Below are 15,803 nucleotides of genomic sequence, written 5' to 3'. Positions count from 1 at the left end.
CCGTCCCGCGAAGCGGACAGAAGTACGGGACAGCGCTACCCATGTGCGGGGTCTTCACACCGCCCGACTTTCGGAGTACGGGCTCGGCCTGAAATAGTTCCCCCCGATGTTCGCCATCCCTAGACCCCCGTCGACGGGGGTACATCGGGGGACAAATAGTGGGGCATGGAGTGCCAGAACTCGTACTGGAATTGAACGGAAGGACCTGGACGCTCGATTCGTCCAGGTCGTACACCCTGGGGCGTGACCCGCAGGGCGACCTGGTGATCGACGACGCCAGGGTCTCGTGGCGACACGCCACCATCAGCTGGGGCGGCCGGAGTTGGGTCATCGAGGACCACGGCTCGACCAACGGCACCTTCGTCCAGGGGCAGCGGATCCACCAGATGGAGATCGGCCCCGGCTCAGCGGTGAACCTGGGCAACGCGACCGACGGACCGCGGCTGAATCTCGCCGCCGCCGCCGCGCCGCAGCAGGCCCCGGCTCAGCAGCCTGCGGCGCAGCCGGCGCACGCCGCGCCCAACGCCCAGCAGGCCGCCGTACAGGCCGACTGGGCCACGCACCAGGCCCCGCCGCAGCACCAGCAACCGCCGCAGCAGGCCCCGCACCAGCAGCACCAGCCGCCGCAGCAGCAAGGCTGGCAGCAGGCCCCGCAGGCCCAGGGTCCGCACGGACCGGCGCCGCAGGCCCCGAAGGTCCCCGCCCAAGGAGGCGGCGCCGCGGGGGCGCCACCGGTCTACGGCGACCGCAGCCCGACCACGTTCCACCAGCTGGCCCTCGGCCACGTCATGCGCATCGGCCGTGCGCTCGAGAACGAACTGGTCGTCTCCGACCTCCAGGTCTCGCGCCACCACGCCGAGTTCCACGCGACGCCCGACGGCCGCTTCGAGATCCGTGACCTGGGCTCGCACAACGGCACGTACGTCAACGGTCAGCCGATCGCCAAGGGCGGCTCCGTCCTCATCGGCCCCAACGACATCGTCGGTGTCGGTCACTCGACCTTCCGGATGGTCGGCGGCCAGCTCGAGGAGTTCGTCGACACCGGTGAGGTCTCCTTCTCGGCCCGCCACCTGACCGTCACCGTCGACGGCGGCAAGCAGATCCTCAAGGACGTCACCTTCGGCGTCCCCGAGAAGTCGCTGATCGGCGTCATCGGCCCGTCCGGTTCCGGCAAGTCGACGCTGCTGAAGGCGCTCACCGGCTACCGCCCGGCCAACGAGGGCGACGTCCTCTACGACAACCGGAGCCTCTACAAGCAGTTCGCCGAGCTGCGCCAGCGCATCGGTCTTGTCCCGCAGGACGACATCCTGCACAAGGAGCTGACCGTCCAGAAGGCGCTGCGCTACGCCGCCAAGCTCCGCTTCCCCGGCGACACCGCCGAGGCCGAGCGCGAGGCCCGCATCGACGAGGTGCTGCGCGAGCTCAAGCTCGACATCCACAAGGAGAAGAAGGTCACCTCCCTCTCCGGTGGCCAGCGCAAGCGCGTCTCCGTCGCCCTGGAGCTCCTCACCAAGCCGTCGCTGATCTTCCTGGACGAGCCGACCTCCGGCCTCGACCCGGGCATGGACCGCGACGTCATGCAGCTGCTCCGCGGCCTCGCCGACGACGGCCGTACGGTCCTCGTCGTCACGCACTCGGTCGCCGAGCTCGGCCTCTGCGACAAGCTGCTCGTGATGGCGCCCGGCGGCTCGGTGGCGTACTTCGGTCCGCCCGAGGAGGCGCTGAACTTCTTCGGCTACAGCACCTGGGCCGATGTCTTCTCCGCCTTCGAGAACTACCGCGACTACGACTGGGCTGGCCGCTGGAAGGGCTCGCAGCACTACCAGATGTACGCCGCCGACATCGACGCCGTCGCCGCGCAGCCCGTCCAGGTACCGCAGCAGGCGATCACCAGGCCGCCCAAGCCGCAGGGCTGGGGCTCCCAGCTGTGGACCCTGATCCGCCGCTACTCCTCGGTGATCGCCTCCGACAAGGGCTTCCTGGGCCTGATGGTGATCCTGCCGGCCGTCCTCGGCGCGGTCTCGGTCGTCATCCCCGCCGACTTCGGCCTCGGCAAGCCCACCCCGCCCTCCCGCTTCAACGGCGACGCGGGCACGATCATGCTGATCCTCGCGGTCGGCATGTGCTTCAGCGGCGCCGCCAACTCCGTACGAGAGCTGATCAAGGAACGGGTCATCTACGAACGGGAGCGGGCCACCGGCCTGTCCCGCTCGGCGTACCTGATGTCCAAGGTCATCGTGCTCGGCCTGATCACCGCCTTCCAGGGCGTGATCATCTGCGGCATCGGCTTCGCCACCCGCGAGCTGCCGGAAGAGGGCCTGGTCATGCCGCCGGCCGTCGAGCTGTGCGTCACGATCATCGCGCTCGGCTTCACCTCGATGATGTTCGGCCTGGTCATCTCCTCGCTGGTGAAGACCGCCGAGAAGACCATGCCGCTGCTCGTGATGTTCGCGATCGTCCAGGTCGTCTTCACCGGCATCCTCTTCCAGGTGTACGGATCGCCCGGCCTGGAGCAGTTCGCCTGGCTCATGCCCTCGCGCTGGGCCATCGCCGCGGCGGGTTCGACGCTCGACCTCGGCCACCTGATGCCGCCGTGGGACCCCAAGGACCCGACCAACCTGGACCCGCTGTGGGACAGCACGGTCGGCCAGTGGGGCTTCAACCTCACGGTCCTGGTGCTCATCGGCGTCATCTGCGCCTTCGTCGTGGCGCGTCTGCTGCGCCGCCACGAGCCCGAGGTCATGCGCAAGTGACCGCATGATGACCGCTTGACCGTACGCACGCCGAAGGGCGGCACCCCGCACGGGGTGCCGCCCTTCGGCATGTGTCCTGAGTGACTCAGTACGCGCTGTTGACGTTGTCGATCGAGCCGTAACGGTCGGCCGCGTAGTTGGCGGCGGCGACGATGTTGGCGACCGGGTCGTACTGGTCGAACTTGGTGCCCGGGACGTGGTAGGCCTTGAAGGTCGGGTAGATGACCTGCAGAAGGCCCTTCGACGGGACGCCGTTGATGGCGTTGATGTCCCAGTTGTTGATGGCCCGCGGGTTACCGCTGGACTCACGCATGATGTTCTTGTGCAGGCCGTTGTACGTGCCCGGGATGTTCTTCTTGTCCATGATGGACAGCGCCTCGCGGATCCAACCGTCGAGGTTGTTCGCGTAGACGGGCTTGCGGGCGGCGGCACGGCTCGCGGCCGCCTTCTCCGCGGCACGCTTCTTCGCCTCGGCCTTGGCCTTGGCCTCGGCCTGCGCCTTCGCGTCGGCCTTGGCCTTCGCGTCCGCCTTCGCCTTCGCGTCCGCCTTCGCCTTGACGGCGGCAGCGGCCTTGGCCTTCGCCTCGGCGTCGGCCTTCAGGCCGATCGCGTTCTGCTGCTCGGCGAGGCTGGTGTGCAGCGCCTTGGCCTGCGGGCTGTTCGCGTCGTAGGCGAGAGCGACCTGCTGGGTGTTGTTGAGCGCCTGGGGCTCGGTCTCCGCGGCGGCGTTGCCGGGGACCAGGGTGAAGCCGAGGGCGACGGCGCCAAGCGCGGCGACACCAGCAAGGGAAGCCTTGTGCGTCTTCTTCAGGCGATAGTGGCCAGGAGTGTTCGACATGGAGGACTACCTCTTCGAATCGCAGGGGGTCGCTCAGGCCGGGGCGGCGCTGCGCCTGCTCGGCGGCGACGGCTGCAATTCTTAGCGGCAGCAAAAAGCTGTGGCAAAGGTGTGACGTACGATCCCGGGTAGTGGATCAGGGGCCTGTGCGCAGCCCACAGAAACCCACCCAGGACGCGCTCATACGTCCTGATCTGCCCTAAACGGATCCACTAGGGGTCTTCGTAAGTGACCTGCGTCCTATGCGCGGGCTCACATCGGCCAGGTAACGAACTCACCAGCGGTTGCTCGCGCAATGCGCTCAGTGAGGGGCCTCCGCCGGGAGGACGAGATGGACGTCCCCGAACTCGTGCCAGAGGTAGAGCTCCCGTACCGCCTCGGTATAGGCCCGGTGCAGAGCGGGCCGTCCGGCGATCGCCTCCAGCATCAGCAGATGCGAGGCCTCGGGCTCGTGCAGCCCCGTCAGCAGCCCGTCCACCACGCGCACGCCGCGCGCCGGGGTCACCACCAGGTCCGTCCACCCCGCCGCGGGCCGCACGACGCCCGCGCCGTCCGCCGCCGACTCCAGCGCCCGGACGGCCGTCGTCCCCACGGCGATCGCCCGCCCGCCGCCCGCCCGCGCCGCGTTCACCAGCCGCGCCGTCGTCACCGGCACCTCGTACCGCTCCGGATACGGCGGCTCGTGCGCCTCCGCCGACGCCACCCCCGTATGAAGGGTGAGCGGAGCGAACTGGATCCCCCGGCTCACCAGCTCCGCCACGAGCTGGGCCGTGAACGGCCGGCCGGCGCTCGGCATCTCCGCCGACCCCGCGCCGTCGGGGGAGGGGAGCGCGAAGACCGTCTGATACGTGGAGAGCGGCTGGTCCCGCTCCGTGTACCCGTACCGGATCGGCCGCCCGTACCGCGCCAGCAGAGCCGGTACGGGGGTGGCCACCCGCGCCCACCACAGCCGCGCCGACCCCGGAACGAGGGGCTCCGCCAGGACCAGGGAGGCCCCTCCCGGCAGCCGGACCACCGCGCCCGCGGGTCCGCCCGGCCGCGGCCGGGTGCTGCCCCGCGGATCCGGCTCCCTCAGCTCCACCGCCCACCGGTTGTCGTCCCCGCGCGTCGAGAAGTGCACGACGACCGGCTCCCCGCCGCCGTCCGCGCCGAGGCGCCCGGTCACCGCCGCCGGGAGCGTCGGACTCGTGTTCACGACGAGCACGTCCCCGGCCCGCAGGACTCCGGGCAGCTCCCGGAAGGCGTGGTGCGACACCTCCGTACCCCGCGACACCATCAGCCGTACGCCGTCCCGCCCCCGCCCCGGCCCGCGCTGCTCGACCGGTACCCGCGCCGACAGCTCCGGCGGCACATGGAGGGCCTGCAGCAGGTTCACCGACCCGCCTCCGTCCCGAGCGACCCCGCCAGATCCGGCTCCACCAGGCCCGGCGCCGCATACCGCCCGCTCGCCGGCCTGCGGTCGAGCAGCGCGAGGAACCCAGGCACCACCGACTCCGGCGCCGGCCGCGCGTCGTGGTCGTCCGGGACCGCCGCCGCGTACAGATCCGTCGCCATGTCCCCCGGATCCACCGCCCACACCCGCAGCCCCGGTTCCTCGACGCCCAGCACGGCCACCAGCTGGTCGAGCGCCGCCTTCGACGCCCCGTAGCCACCCCACGTCTCGTACGCCTCAGCCGCCGCGTCCGAGCTCACCGCGATCACCGTCCCCTCCGCGCTCTCCCGCAGCAGCGGCAGCGCCTCCTGTACGAGACCCAGTGCGGCCACCACGTTCGTCTCCAGGGCCGCCCGCAGACCGTCCACCGACAGCTCCTCAAGGCGCACCAGCGGCTCGGCACCCAGCGCGCTCGCGTTGCTCACCAGCAGATCGAGCCCGCCGAGCCCCCGCGCGGCCGCCACCAGCTCCCGGCGGTGCGCCGCGTCCGTCACATCTCCCGACAGCGCCACGACCCGCGCTCCACGCGCGCGTGCCGACTCCGCGCTCTCCGCGAGCGCCTCCGCCGTCCGCGCGTCGAGCACCAGATCCCAGCCCCGCCCCGCCAGCGCCCCGGCCAGCGCCCGCCCCAGCCCCTTCGACGCCCCGGTGATGATCGCGACACCCATGACAGCCATCCCCTTACTCCTTGCTCGGATGGCTCCAGCCTCCGACCGCCCACGGGCCCGCCGCCTCGTCCGCGGGCCCCGACCGCACAAGGCACTTAGGCCTAGTCCCGCGGTCCTAGGCGAAAGCCGTCCCCGGACGGATACGGACTGTCACAGCCCACCGGTACCGTGAACACATGAGTCACCGACCGAGCTCCGGCCTCGCCGCCGTGAGCACCGCGCTCCTGGCGATGAGCCGCCATCTGGAGGTGCGCGACGTCCTCAAGACGATCGTGGCCTCGGCCCGTGAGCTGCTCGACGCGGAGTACGCGGCGCTGGGCGTCCCGGACGACCACGGCGGCTTCGCCCAGTTCGTCGTCGACGGGGTCAGTGACGAGCAGTGGCGGGCGATCGGCCCGCTGCCCCGCCAGCACGGCATCCTCGCGTCGATGCTCCACAAGGCCGAGCCCGAGCGCCTCGCCGACGTGCGCGAGGACCCACGCTTCGAGGGCTGGCCGGACGCCCACCCGGAGATGTCCGACTTCCTCGGCCTGCCGATCCAGGACGGCGAGGAGACCATCGGCACCCTCTTCCTCGCCAACAAGCGCTGCCCCCGGCCGGCCGGCGGATGCGGCTTCACCGAGGAGGACGAGGAGCTGCTCACGATCCTCGCCCAGCACGCCGCCATCGCCCTGACCAACGCCCGGCTCTACGAACGCAGCCGCGAGCTCACCATCGCCGAGGAGCGCTCGCGGCTCGCCCACGAGCTGCACGACGCGGTCAGCCAGAAGCTCTTCTCCCTCCGGCTCACCGCCCAGGCGGCGACCGCCCTCGTCGACCGCGATCCGGTCCGCGCCAAGCGCGAGCTCCAGCAGGTCGCCGCGCTCGCCGCCGAGGCCGCGGACGAGCTGCGCGCCGCCGTCGTCGAGCTGCGCCCGGCCGCCCTGGACGAGGACGGGCTCGTCCACACCCTCCGTACGCAGATCCAGGTCCTGGACCGGGCCCATACGGCCAGGGTCACGTTCGACAGCTCCGGGGTGCGCGCACTGCCCGCCGCCCAGGAGGAGGCCATGCTCCGGGTCGCCCAGGAGGCCCTGCACAACGCGCTGCGGCACGCGGAGCCGGAGAAGGTCGCCGTCTCCCTGGTCCGCCACGGCCAGGGCGCGCTGCTCACCGTCACCGACGACGGCCAGGGGTTCGACCCGCGTACGGTCCGCCGGGCCGGCCGACACCTCGGCCTGGTCTCCATGCGGGACCGCGCGTCCGGCGTCGGCGGCTCCCTCACCGTGACGTCGGAGCCGGGCCGGGGCACCACGATCGAGATGGAGGTTCCCGGTGGCTGACACCGTCATTCGCGTTCTGCTGGTGGACGACCATCAGGTGGTCCGGCGCGGCCTGCGGACCTTTCTGGAGGTCCAGGACGACATAGAGGTCGTGGGGGAGGCCTCCGACGGCGCGGAGGGCGTCGCCCGGGCGGAGGAGCTGCGGCCCGACGTGGTCCTGATGGACGTCAAGATGCCGGGCATGGACGGCATCGAGGCGCTGCGGAAGCTGCGCGAGCTGGCGAACCCGGCGAAGGTGCTGATCGTCACCAGCTTCACCGAGCAGCGCACGGTGGTTCCCGCGCTGCGCGCCGGCGCGTCGGGTTACGTCTACAAGGACGTGGACCCGGAGGCGCTGGCCGGCGCCATCCGCTCCGTCCACGCGGGCCATGTGCTCCTCCAGCCGGAGGTCGCGACGGCGCTGCTCTCCCAGGACGAGGGCCACGGCGGGACGGGGCGCGGGACGACGCTCACCGAGCGGGAGCAGGAGGTGCTCGGCCTGATCGCCGACGGCCGGTCGAACCGGGAGATCGCCCGGGCGCTCGTCCTCTCGGAGAAGACGGTCAAGACGCACGTCTCGAACATCCTGATGAAGCTGGACCTCGCGGACCGTACGCAGGCGGCGCTCTGGGCGGTACGGCACGGGCTGACGCGGTGAGACGGGTGTGACGGAAGGGGCACCTCCGTTCCCTTCTTCATACCGTCGGGTGTATGTCCCCCGTTCGGCGCAACCTGGCGGGGGCCGGGGCGTTCTCCATGGCGTGCTGCGGCGGCCGGCCGCAGCGAATACCAGGAGGAACCTGAAGTGAACAACCTGAAGAAGGCCGCTGCCCTCACCCTCGTCGCGGGCGGCATCGTCGCCGCCGGTGCGGGTGTCGCCTCCGCCCACGGTGCGGACGCGGACGGCAAGGCCATCGGTTCGCCGGGCGTCGCGTCCGGCAACCTGGTGCAGGCCCCGGTCCACGTCCCCGTGAACGCCACCGGCAACACGGTCAACGTGATCGGCCTGCTCAACCCGGCCTTCGCCAACGGCTCCGTCAACCACTGACGCCCCCCGACCAGCCCGGCCCCGGAAGATCCCCCCGGCGGCCGGGCTGTTCCACGCCCGGGAACGGGCCACCCCCCGGGGCCGAGGCTCACCGCTCCCGCTCCGCTACCTGGGCCCGCCGGGCCACCCGCTCCACCGGCCGCAGCGCGGCCCCCCGCGCCGCCGGCCTCGCTCTGGACGCGTCCCTCGCACCGTTCGGCGCCGGGGCGCCTCACGGGCTTCGGGGCCGCTGCGCCGGACTCCGTCCGTCGACTCCGGGTGCCGTGGCGGGGTCCTGTGCTCACCGTTCCCGTTCGAGCTCTTCCACGTACGCGTTGTACGCCGCCACCTGGGCCCGCCGGGCCACCCGCTCCACCGGCCGCAACGCGGCCCCCCGCGCCGCCATCTCCGAGGCGCTCACGGCGCCGCCGTGGCCGTGGTCGTATGCCAGGTCGATCAGCAGGCCGATCCGCTGGGCCAGCTCCAACACCCGTACCGCGCGCGCCGGATAGCCGGGGGCCAGGACCTCGCGGCCCGCCTCCGCCCGGGCCCGGTACGCGTCCCGGGCCGCGTCCGCCATCGGGCCCGACGCCGCCACGTCCAGCTTCGTCAGCACCGCGGTCGCATCGCGCAGCGCCTCCGCCAGCTCCCGCTCCGCCTCACCGAGCGACGGCACGTCCGCGGGCGGAGCCTCCCGTACCGTCAAGCACCGCCAGACCACCTCCACATGCACGTCACCCACGGGACCCGCCTCGGAGACCTCCGGCACCAGGCCGTACGGCGCGCCGAACCCGACCACCGCCTCCTCCGCCTCAAGCGCCCGCGCGTTGAAGTCCGGCGGCCCGCTCAGCCCCAGCGGATGCCCCGGCGCCGGCAGCGCCACCCGCCACCCGGTCACCCCGAGCCGCCGCAGCCGCCCGAGCGCCAGGGTCAGACCGACCGGCCCCGCCTCGCCCGGCAGCCCCTCCACACGGTGCACCGCGTCGTCCCCGACAATGGCCAGCGCCGCGTCGTCCGGCGACACCGATCCGGCCAACAGGGCATTGCCCCAAGCGGCCAGCCGTCCTGAGCGTGGTTCCGAAAGCATGCCCCCAGCGTAGGGGCGCCCCAGGGGCTCCCCGCGCCGTTACAGGGAAGTATCCGGACCTAAGGACCGGCCCGCTCCGGCAGTGGCGTAGGTTTTCCCTGGACGCCGCGCCCACAGGCGCAAGGCGACGACAACGACTCGACCGCAAGGGGAGACAACGCGCTCATGAGCGATGTACTGGAGCTGGTGGACGTATCCGTGGTCCGCGACGGACGGGCTCTGGTGGACGATGTCTCCTGGTCGGTCAAGGAGGGCGAGCGTTGGGTCATCCTCGGCCCCAACGGCGCCGGCAAGACCACCCTCCTCAACATCGCCTCCAGCTACCTCTTCCCCACCACCGGCTCGGCCAAGATCCTCGACGAGCAGCTCGGCAAGGTCGACGTCTTCGACCTCCGCCCGCGCATCGGCATGGCCGGCATCGCGATGGCGGAGAAGCTCCCCAAGAAGCAGACCGTCCTCCAGACCGTCCTCACCGCCGCGTACGGCATGACCGCCACCTGGCACGAGGACTACGACGCCGTCGACGAGCAGCGCGCCCGCGCCTTCCTCGACCGCCTCGGCATGACCGAGTACCTGGAGCGCAGGTTCGGCACCCTCTCCGAGGGCGAGCGCAAGCGCACCCTCATCGCCCGCGCGATGATGACCGACCCCGAGCTCCTCCTCCTCGACGAGCCCGCCGCCGGCCTCGACCTCGGCGGCCGCGAGGACCTGGTCCGCCGCCTCGGCCGGCTCGCCCGCGACCCGTACGCCCCCTCCATGATCATGGTCACGCACCACGTCGAGGAGATCGCCCCGGGCTTCACCCACGTCCTGATGATCCGTCAGGGCAAGGTGCTCGCCGCGGGCCCGATGGAGACCGAGCTCACCTCCCGCAACCTCTCCCTCTGCTTCGGCCTCCCGCTCCTCGTCGAGCGCAACGGCGACCGCTACACCGCCCACGGGCTCCCGCTGAAGTAGCAAGGCACACACGTGAAGTAGCAAGGCACGCACGTGAAGTAGCAAGGCACACAAGAGAATCGGAACCGGGGCGTCGCGCCCGCACAGCACCGCGCCCTGTCCCACTCCACCCCGCCGCCCTACCATGACCATGTGGACATCGACGCATGGGTCTGGTGGCTGATCGGCGCCGTGGGGCTGGGCATTCCGCTCGTTCTCACCGCGATGCCCGAATTCGGCATGTTCTCCGTCGGCGCGATCGCCGGCGCCGTGACCGCGGCGCTCGGCTTCGGCATCGTCGCGCAGGTGGTCGTCTTCGTGGTCGTCTCCGTCGCGCTGCTCGCGGTGGTACGCCCCATCGCGGCCCGGCACCGCAACGGACCGCCCCGGCACGCCACCGGCATCGACGCGCTGAAGGGCCGTCAGGCCACCGTCCTGGAACGGGTCGACGCCTCCGGCGGTCGCATCAAGCTCGCCGGCGAGGTCTGGTCCGCCCGCGCGCTCGACACCGGACAGAGCTTCGAACCGGGCGACCAGGTCGACGTGGTCGAGATCGACGGGGCCACCGCCGTGGTCATGTGACCACCGTCGCTTGGCCGAACGCCCCCCACGACGGCCCGCGTTCTGGGAAACTCGATCATCAGATCAACCCGGCACATCCGGCACACCCGCCAGCGAACCGGCAGCGAAGGGCACAGGGAACACGATGTCAGCAATCATCATCGTCCTGATCATTCTGGTGGTGCTTGTCTTCATCGCCCTGATCAAGACGATCCAGGTCATCCCGCAGGCGAGCGCGGCGATCGTCGAGCGGTTCGGCCGCTACACCCGCACGCTCAACGCCGGCCTGAACATCGTCGTCCCGTTCATCGACTCGATCCGCAACCGGATCGACCTCCGTGAGCAGGTCGTCCCCTTCCCGCCGCAGCCGGTGATCACCCAGGACAACCTGGTGGTCAACATCGACACCGTCATCTACTACCAGGTGACCGACGCCCGGGCCGCGACCTACGAGGTCGCCAGCTACATCCAGGCCATCGAGCAGCTCACCGTCACCACCCTCCGCAACATCATCGGCGGCATGGACCTGGAGCGGACTCTCACCTCCCGCGAGGAGATCAACGCCGCCCTGCGCGGAGTCCTCGACGAGGCCACCGGCAAGTGGGGCATCCGCGTCAACCGCGTCGAGCTCAAGGCGATCGAGCCGCCGACCTCCATCCAGGACTCGATGGAGAAGCAGATGCGCGCCGACCGCGACAAGCGCGCCGCGATCCTCACCGCCGAAGGCATCCGCCAGTCCGCGATCCTCACCGCCGAGGGTGAGAAGCAGTCCGCGATCCTGCGCGCCGAAGGTGAGGCCAAGGCCGCCGCGCTGCGCGCCGAGGGCGAGGCCCAGGCCGTCCGTACGGTCTTCGAGGCCATCCACGCCGGCGACCCGGACCAGAAGCTCCTCTCGTACCAGTACCTCCAGATGCTCCCGAAGATCGCCGAGGGCGACGCCAACAAGCTCTGGATCGTGCCCAGCGAGATCGGCGACGCGCTCAAGGGCCTCTCCGGAGCGTTCGGCAACCTCGGCGGCGGCACGCCGGGCTTCAACACGGGTACGGAGCGCCGGGAACAACCCCCGGTCGACTGACACGTACATGCAGGCGTGCATGATCGGTGCGAGCCCCTCGACCCCCGACGGACGTCAGGGCGGGGAGGCGAGCCACTGATCCGTTAAGGAGATGGCGTTGTCCATCTGGGAAGCCCTGGCAGTCTTCGTGGCCGGCATCGGAGCCGGCACCATCAACACCATCGTCGGATCGGGAACGCTCATCACGTTCCCGGTCCTCCTCCTCACCGGACTCCCCCCGGTCACGGCCACCGTCTCCAACGCCCTCGGCCTCATCCCCGGCTCCATCAGCGGAGCCATCGGCTACCGGGAGGAGCTCAAGGGGCAGCGCGGCCGGATCCTGCGCCTCGGCGCCGTCGCCGCGATCGGCGGGCTGGCCGGAGCCATACTCCTGCTGATGCTCCCGGCCCGGGCGTTCGAGACCATCGTCCCCGTCCTCGTCGCCCTCGCGCTGATCCTGGTCATCTTCCAGCCCCGGCTCTCCAAGGCCGTACAGGCCCGCCGCGCACGCGACGGCAAGGAGGGCAACCCCGACGGCGGCCCGCTCCTGATGACCGGACTGCTCCTCGCCAGCGTCTACGGCGGCTACTTCACCGCCGCCCAGGGCATCATCTACCTCGCCCTCATGGGCATGCTCCTCGCGGACACCCTCCAGCGCCTCAACGCCGTCAAGAACGTCCTCGCCGCGATCGTCAACAGCGTCGCCGCGCTCTTCTTCCTCTTCGTCGCCGAGTTCGACTGGACCGCCGTCCTGCTCATCGCCGTCGGCTCGGCCATCGGCGGCCAGATCGGCGCCAAGGTCGGCCGCCGCCTCCCACCCCCGGTCCTGCGCGGCGTCATCGTGGCCATCGGCACGATCGCCATCGTCCAACTGCTCCTCCGCTGACGACAACGGGCCCGCTCCCTCAGGGCAGCGGGCCCGCACAGACGGTACGGACGATACGGACGTACGGGATCAGGCCGCCGAACTGGACAGCCACCCCGGCAGCTCCGACCGCTCACCGGCCCGCATCGCCAGCAGCATCGCGTCCGCCGGCGTCGGCACGAACGGCTCGTGCAGCAGCGGCATCCCCGCCTGCTCCGGCGTCCGGTCCGCCTTGCGGTGGTTGTCCTCCGCGCAGGACGCCACCGTGTTCAGCCAGCTGTCCCCACCACCCTGCGCCCGCGGCACCACGTGGTCCACGGTCGTCGCCCGCCGCCCGCAGTACGCGCACCGGTGCTGGTCCCGGATCAGCACACCCCGCCTCGACCACGGAGCGTGTCTTCGGAACGGCACCCGGACATAGCGGCAGAGCCTGATCACCCGGGGCACGGGAATGTCGACGGCGGCACCACGCATGCGCAGCTCCGGGTGCTCCTGCTCGACGACGGCCTTGTCCTGGAGGACAAGCACCACCGCACGGTTGAGTGTGACCGTCGACAGCGGCTCGAAGCTCGCGTTCAGTACCAGCGTGTCCCGCATTGTGCCCACCTCCCGTGTGCCGGCCCAGCCCCGTTGCGGGGCTCCAGGCTTGGATCAACTGTGGCCGGGCGCGCCGGGTTGGACAACGCAATATCCGCGCAACGAAAGATGCCCGCTTCTGATCTCTCCAAGACCAGAAGCGGGCAAACAACAAACGAACGCTCAGCTGAGCTACGCGGGGTTCTCGTACTCGCCGATCAGCTGGGCGCGCGCCAGCGCGTGGAACCGCAGGTGGAAACCGACCGCCGCGGGCGAGGCGTCGGCGTCCGGACCGAGCTTCTCCCCGTCCACCGCGTACACGGTGAAGACATAGCGGTGCGGACCGTCGCCCGCCGGGGGAGCGGCACCGCCGAACTCCCGGGAGCCGTAGTCGTTACGGACGTGTACGGCACCGGCCGGCAGCCCCTTGAACGACCCCGAACCCGCGCCCGCCGGCAGCTCGGTGACCGAGGCCGGGATGTCGAACAGGACCCAGTGCCAGAAGCCACTGCCCGTCGGCGCGTCCGGATCGAAGCAGGTGACGGCGAAACTCTTCGTCTCCGCCGGGAAGCCCTCCCAGCGCAGCTGCGGCGAGGCGTTGCCCTCCGCGTACACCTGCGCTTCCTTCAGCACACCTCCCGGCACGATGTCGTCGCTCACCACGGTGAACTCCGGCACCGGCGGATGGAAGTCGTGAGGGAGCGGCGCCCTCTTCCCCTCGGCCACGTCTGTACCTCCGTATCGGCTGACCTGCTGTACGGGGGCGAGCCTAGAGCCAGTTGCGCTTGCCACCGACGTCTGCGAGCCACTGGTTGAGGTATGCCGCCCAGTCGGTCGACTGGTAGCTGTTCAGCCCGACCTTGAAGGAACGGAAGGAGTCGCTGCCCTCGCTGAAAAGCCCGGGCTTCTTGTCCATCTCCAGGACGACGTCCATCTCGCGGTCGTCCGCGACGAAGCTGATCTCGACCTGGTTGAGACCGCGGTACTGCTGCGGCGGGAAGAACTCGATCTCCTGGTAGAACGGCAGCTTCTGGCGCGTCCCGCGGATGTGCCCGCGCTCCATGTCCGCGTTCTTGAAGCGGAAGCCCAGCTGGATGAAGGCGTCCAGGATCGCCTGCTGTGCCGGCAGCGGGTGCACGTTGATCGGGTCCAGGTCGCCGGAGTCCACCGCGCGGGCGATCTCCAGCTCGGTGGTCACACCGATGTTCATCCCGCGCAGCTGCTGCCCCGCGATGGCCGTGACCGGCGTCTCCCAGGGGATCTCCAGACCGAACGGCACGACGTGCACCGCACCGGCCTGAACCATGAAGGCACCGCCGAGGCGCACCTTCACGAACTCGATGTCCTGCTTCGTCTCCTGGTCGTTCCCCTCGACCTCGACCCGGGCCTGCAGACCGACGGACAGCCCCTCGATCTGCTGGTCGACCGAACCACCCTGGATCCGCACCTCACCCTGGACGACACCACCGGGCACGACGTTCGCCTCGGTGAGCACCGTCTCCACGGACGCGCCGCCGGCGCCCAGGCTCGCGAGCAGCTTCTTGAATCCCATGAACACTCCCTCTTGGACCTGCTTGCCTTGACCTCTACATACGCGCGACGACCGTAGCCGGTTCCCCAGTACGCTCGGGCGCCATGAGCGAGAGCCCCGACCGTACGCCGCTCCCGCGGGCCTTCTTCGACCGCCCCGTCCTGGAGGTTGCCCCCGATCTCCTGGGTCGCACCCTCGTACGGACGTCGAAGACGGGCCGCATCGAACTCCGCCTCACGGAGGTCGAGGCGTACGCCGGCGCGATCGATCCGGGCTCGCACGCCTTCCGCGGCCGCACCGCCCGCAACGCGGTCATGTTCGGCCCGCCCGGACACGCGTACGTCTACTTCACCTACGGCATGTGGCACTGCCTCAACCTGGTGTGCGGCCCCGAGGGCCACGCCAGTGGAGTGCTGCTCCGAGCGGGCCACATCCTGACCGGCGCCGAGCAGGCCCGCAAACGTCGACTTTCGGCCCGATACGACACGGAACTGGCCATGGGCCCGGCCCGCCTGGCGACGGCCCTCGACGTCTCCCTCTCTATGAACGGCACGGACACCTGCGCCGGCCCGGACGCCCCGCTCTCCCTGCTCACCGGCACCCCACCCCTGCCCGACCAGGTACGCAACGGCCCGCGCACGGGAGTGGGCGGAGACGGCGCCCCACATCCCTGGCGCTACTGGATCGACGAGGATCCGACGGTGAGCCCGTACCGAGCCCACGCGCCACGCAAAAGGCCCTCTTGACTCGACTTGACTCGGGTGCTGCGGACGCCTAGCGTAGGCGAGCCGCTTGAAACGGGCAGTGCTTGTTCAAGCACCTCGGAGCGGCCATCCACTACCTACGACGAACCCCAACGGGTGCGGATTTCGGCATGCCGAAATCTGATCCGAATGGCTCGATTATGAGTCGCCGGGGAATTCGGCTAAAGTAGTGAACACGCCGAAAGGCAAAGGCAGCCAACAGGCCACCAGAAACAAAATCCGAACCGACTGCATCTTTCGAGAAGCGGGGGGAACGGAAAAGGATCTGGTAAGGTTGGAAACACGAAAGACCGAAGGGAAAAGCCCGGAGGAAAGCCCGAGAGGGTGAGTACGAAGGAAGCGTCCGTTCCTTGAGAACTCAACAGCGTGCCAAAAATCAACGCCAGATTAGTTGATACCCCGTCCATCTT

At 70.4% G+C, this 15,803-nt stretch carries 16 protein-coding genes; 9 read left to right on the top strand and 7 right to left on the bottom strand.

Annotated elements, in window-relative coordinates:
- Positions 1–158 precede the first annotated feature (158 nt).
- Complete coding sequence (locus tag Q5762_RS25510; RefSeq protein WP_315894572.1) at positions 159–2,753, top strand: FHA domain-containing protein; 2,595 nt, start codon at positions 159–161, stop codon at positions 2,751–2,753.
- Positions 2,754–2,838: 85 nt separating this feature from the next.
- On the opposite strand, the gene Q5762_RS25505 is transcribed toward Q5762_RS25510, so the two are convergent.
- From Q5762_RS25505 to Q5762_RS25495, 3 genes are all read right to left on the bottom strand, one after another.
- Positions 2,839–3,591 (bottom strand): transglycosylase SLT domain-containing protein, encoded by a 753-nt coding sequence (locus Q5762_RS25505; protein ID WP_315894571.1) that lies wholly within the window; start codon positions 3,589–3,591, stop codon positions 2,839–2,841.
- A 301-nt stretch (positions 3,592–3,892) separates the two neighbouring features.
- Positions 3,893–4,960 carry an S-adenosylmethionine:tRNA ribosyltransferase-isomerase gene (locus Q5762_RS25500; RefSeq protein ID WP_315894637.1) on the bottom strand — a complete coding sequence of 356 codons (1,068 nt, stop codon included), beginning with the start codon at positions 4,958–4,960 and terminating at the stop codon, positions 3,893–3,895.
- Between the two features lie 2 nt (positions 4,961–4,962).
- Positions 4,963–5,691: an SDR family NAD(P)-dependent oxidoreductase gene (locus Q5762_RS25495; protein ID WP_315894636.1), complete on the bottom strand. Its 729-nt coding sequence runs from the start codon at positions 5,689–5,691 to the stop codon at positions 4,963–4,965.
- Between the two features lie 176 nt (positions 5,692–5,867).
- On the opposite strand from Q5762_RS25495, the gene Q5762_RS25490 reads away from it, so the two are divergent.
- The 3 genes from Q5762_RS25490 to Q5762_RS25480 all read left to right on the top strand — a co-directional run bounded on the left by Q5762_RS25490 (position 5,868) and on the right by Q5762_RS25480 (position 8,040).
- Positions 5,868–7,013: a GAF domain-containing sensor histidine kinase gene (locus tag Q5762_RS25490; RefSeq protein WP_315894570.1), complete on the top strand. Its 1,146-nt coding sequence runs from the start codon at positions 5,868–5,870 to the stop codon at positions 7,011–7,013.
- On the top strand, positions 7,006–7,650 hold the full coding sequence (locus Q5762_RS25485) for a response regulator transcription factor (RefSeq protein WP_315894569.1): 645 nt from the start codon (positions 7,006–7,008) through the stop codon (positions 7,648–7,650). The genes Q5762_RS25490 and Q5762_RS25485 overlap by 8 nt, the downstream gene beginning before the upstream one ends.
- Before the next feature lie 147 nt (positions 7,651–7,797).
- Positions 7,798–8,040, top strand: coding sequence for a chaplin (locus Q5762_RS25480; protein ID WP_315894568.1), 243 nt, complete (start codon positions 7,798–7,800; stop codon positions 8,038–8,040).
- 280 nt (positions 8,041–8,320) lie between these two features.
- Here Q5762_RS25480 and Q5762_RS25475 read toward each other — a convergent pair whose 3' ends face one another.
- Positions 8,321–9,106, bottom strand: a complete 786-nt coding sequence (locus tag Q5762_RS25475) for a hypothetical protein (RefSeq protein WP_315894567.1) — start codon at positions 9,104–9,106, stop codon at positions 8,321–8,323.
- A 165-nt stretch (positions 9,107–9,271) separates the two neighbouring features.
- Between Q5762_RS25475 and Q5762_RS25470 the strand changes: the two genes are divergently transcribed.
- The 4 genes from Q5762_RS25470 (at position 9,272) to Q5762_RS25455 (ending at position 12,543) form a co-directional block, all read left to right on the top strand.
- On the top strand, positions 9,272–10,063 hold the full coding sequence (locus Q5762_RS25470) for an ABC transporter ATP-binding protein (RefSeq protein ID WP_315894566.1): 792 nt from the start codon (positions 9,272–9,274) through the stop codon (positions 10,061–10,063).
- 132 nt (positions 10,064–10,195) lie between these two features.
- Positions 10,196–10,624 carry an NfeD family protein gene (locus Q5762_RS25465; RefSeq protein WP_315894565.1) on the top strand — a complete coding sequence of 143 codons (429 nt, stop codon included), beginning with the start codon at positions 10,196–10,198 and terminating at the stop codon, positions 10,622–10,624.
- A gap of 124 nt (positions 10,625–10,748) precedes the next feature.
- Positions 10,749–11,678: an SPFH domain-containing protein gene (locus Q5762_RS25460; RefSeq protein WP_315894564.1), complete on the top strand. Its 930-nt coding sequence runs from the start codon at positions 10,749–10,751 to the stop codon at positions 11,676–11,678.
- A 91-nt stretch (positions 11,679–11,769) separates the two neighbouring features.
- Entirely contained in the window at positions 11,770–12,543 is a 774-nt protein-coding gene (locus tag Q5762_RS25455) for a sulfite exporter TauE/SafE family protein (RefSeq protein WP_315894563.1), read from the top strand.
- Between the two features lie 69 nt (positions 12,544–12,612).
- Here the strand turns inward: Q5762_RS25455 and Q5762_RS25450 are convergent, their stop codons facing one another.
- The 3 genes from Q5762_RS25450 to Q5762_RS25440 all read right to left on the bottom strand — a co-directional run bounded on the left by Q5762_RS25450 (position 12,613) and on the right by Q5762_RS25440 (position 14,650).
- Entirely contained in the window at positions 12,613–13,119 is a 507-nt protein-coding gene (locus tag Q5762_RS25450; protein ID WP_315894562.1) for an HNH endonuclease, read from the bottom strand.
- 171 nt (positions 13,120–13,290) lie between these two features.
- Positions 13,291–13,824, bottom strand: a complete 534-nt coding sequence (locus Q5762_RS25445; protein WP_315894561.1) for a YbhB/YbcL family Raf kinase inhibitor-like protein — start codon at positions 13,822–13,824, stop codon at positions 13,291–13,293.
- Between the two features lie 43 nt (positions 13,825–13,867).
- Positions 13,868–14,650: a sporulation protein gene (locus Q5762_RS25440; RefSeq protein WP_315894560.1), complete on the bottom strand. Its 783-nt coding sequence runs from the start codon at positions 14,648–14,650 to the stop codon at positions 13,868–13,870.
- 83 nt (positions 14,651–14,733) lie between these two features.
- On the opposite strand from Q5762_RS25440, the gene Q5762_RS25435 reads away from it, so the two are divergent.
- Positions 14,734–15,375, top strand: a complete 642-nt coding sequence (locus Q5762_RS25435; protein ID WP_315894559.1) for a DNA-3-methyladenine glycosylase — start codon at positions 14,734–14,736, stop codon at positions 15,373–15,375.
- Positions 15,376–15,803 lie beyond the last annotated feature (428 nt).

Source organism: Streptomyces sp. P9(2023) (assembly GCF_032436795.1).
Classification (GTDB): domain Bacteria; phylum Actinomycetota; class Actinomycetes; order Streptomycetales; family Streptomycetaceae; genus Streptomyces.
Note: the sequence above shows the minus strand (reverse complement) of the source record. Positions and strands in the feature narration are given on the sequence as shown.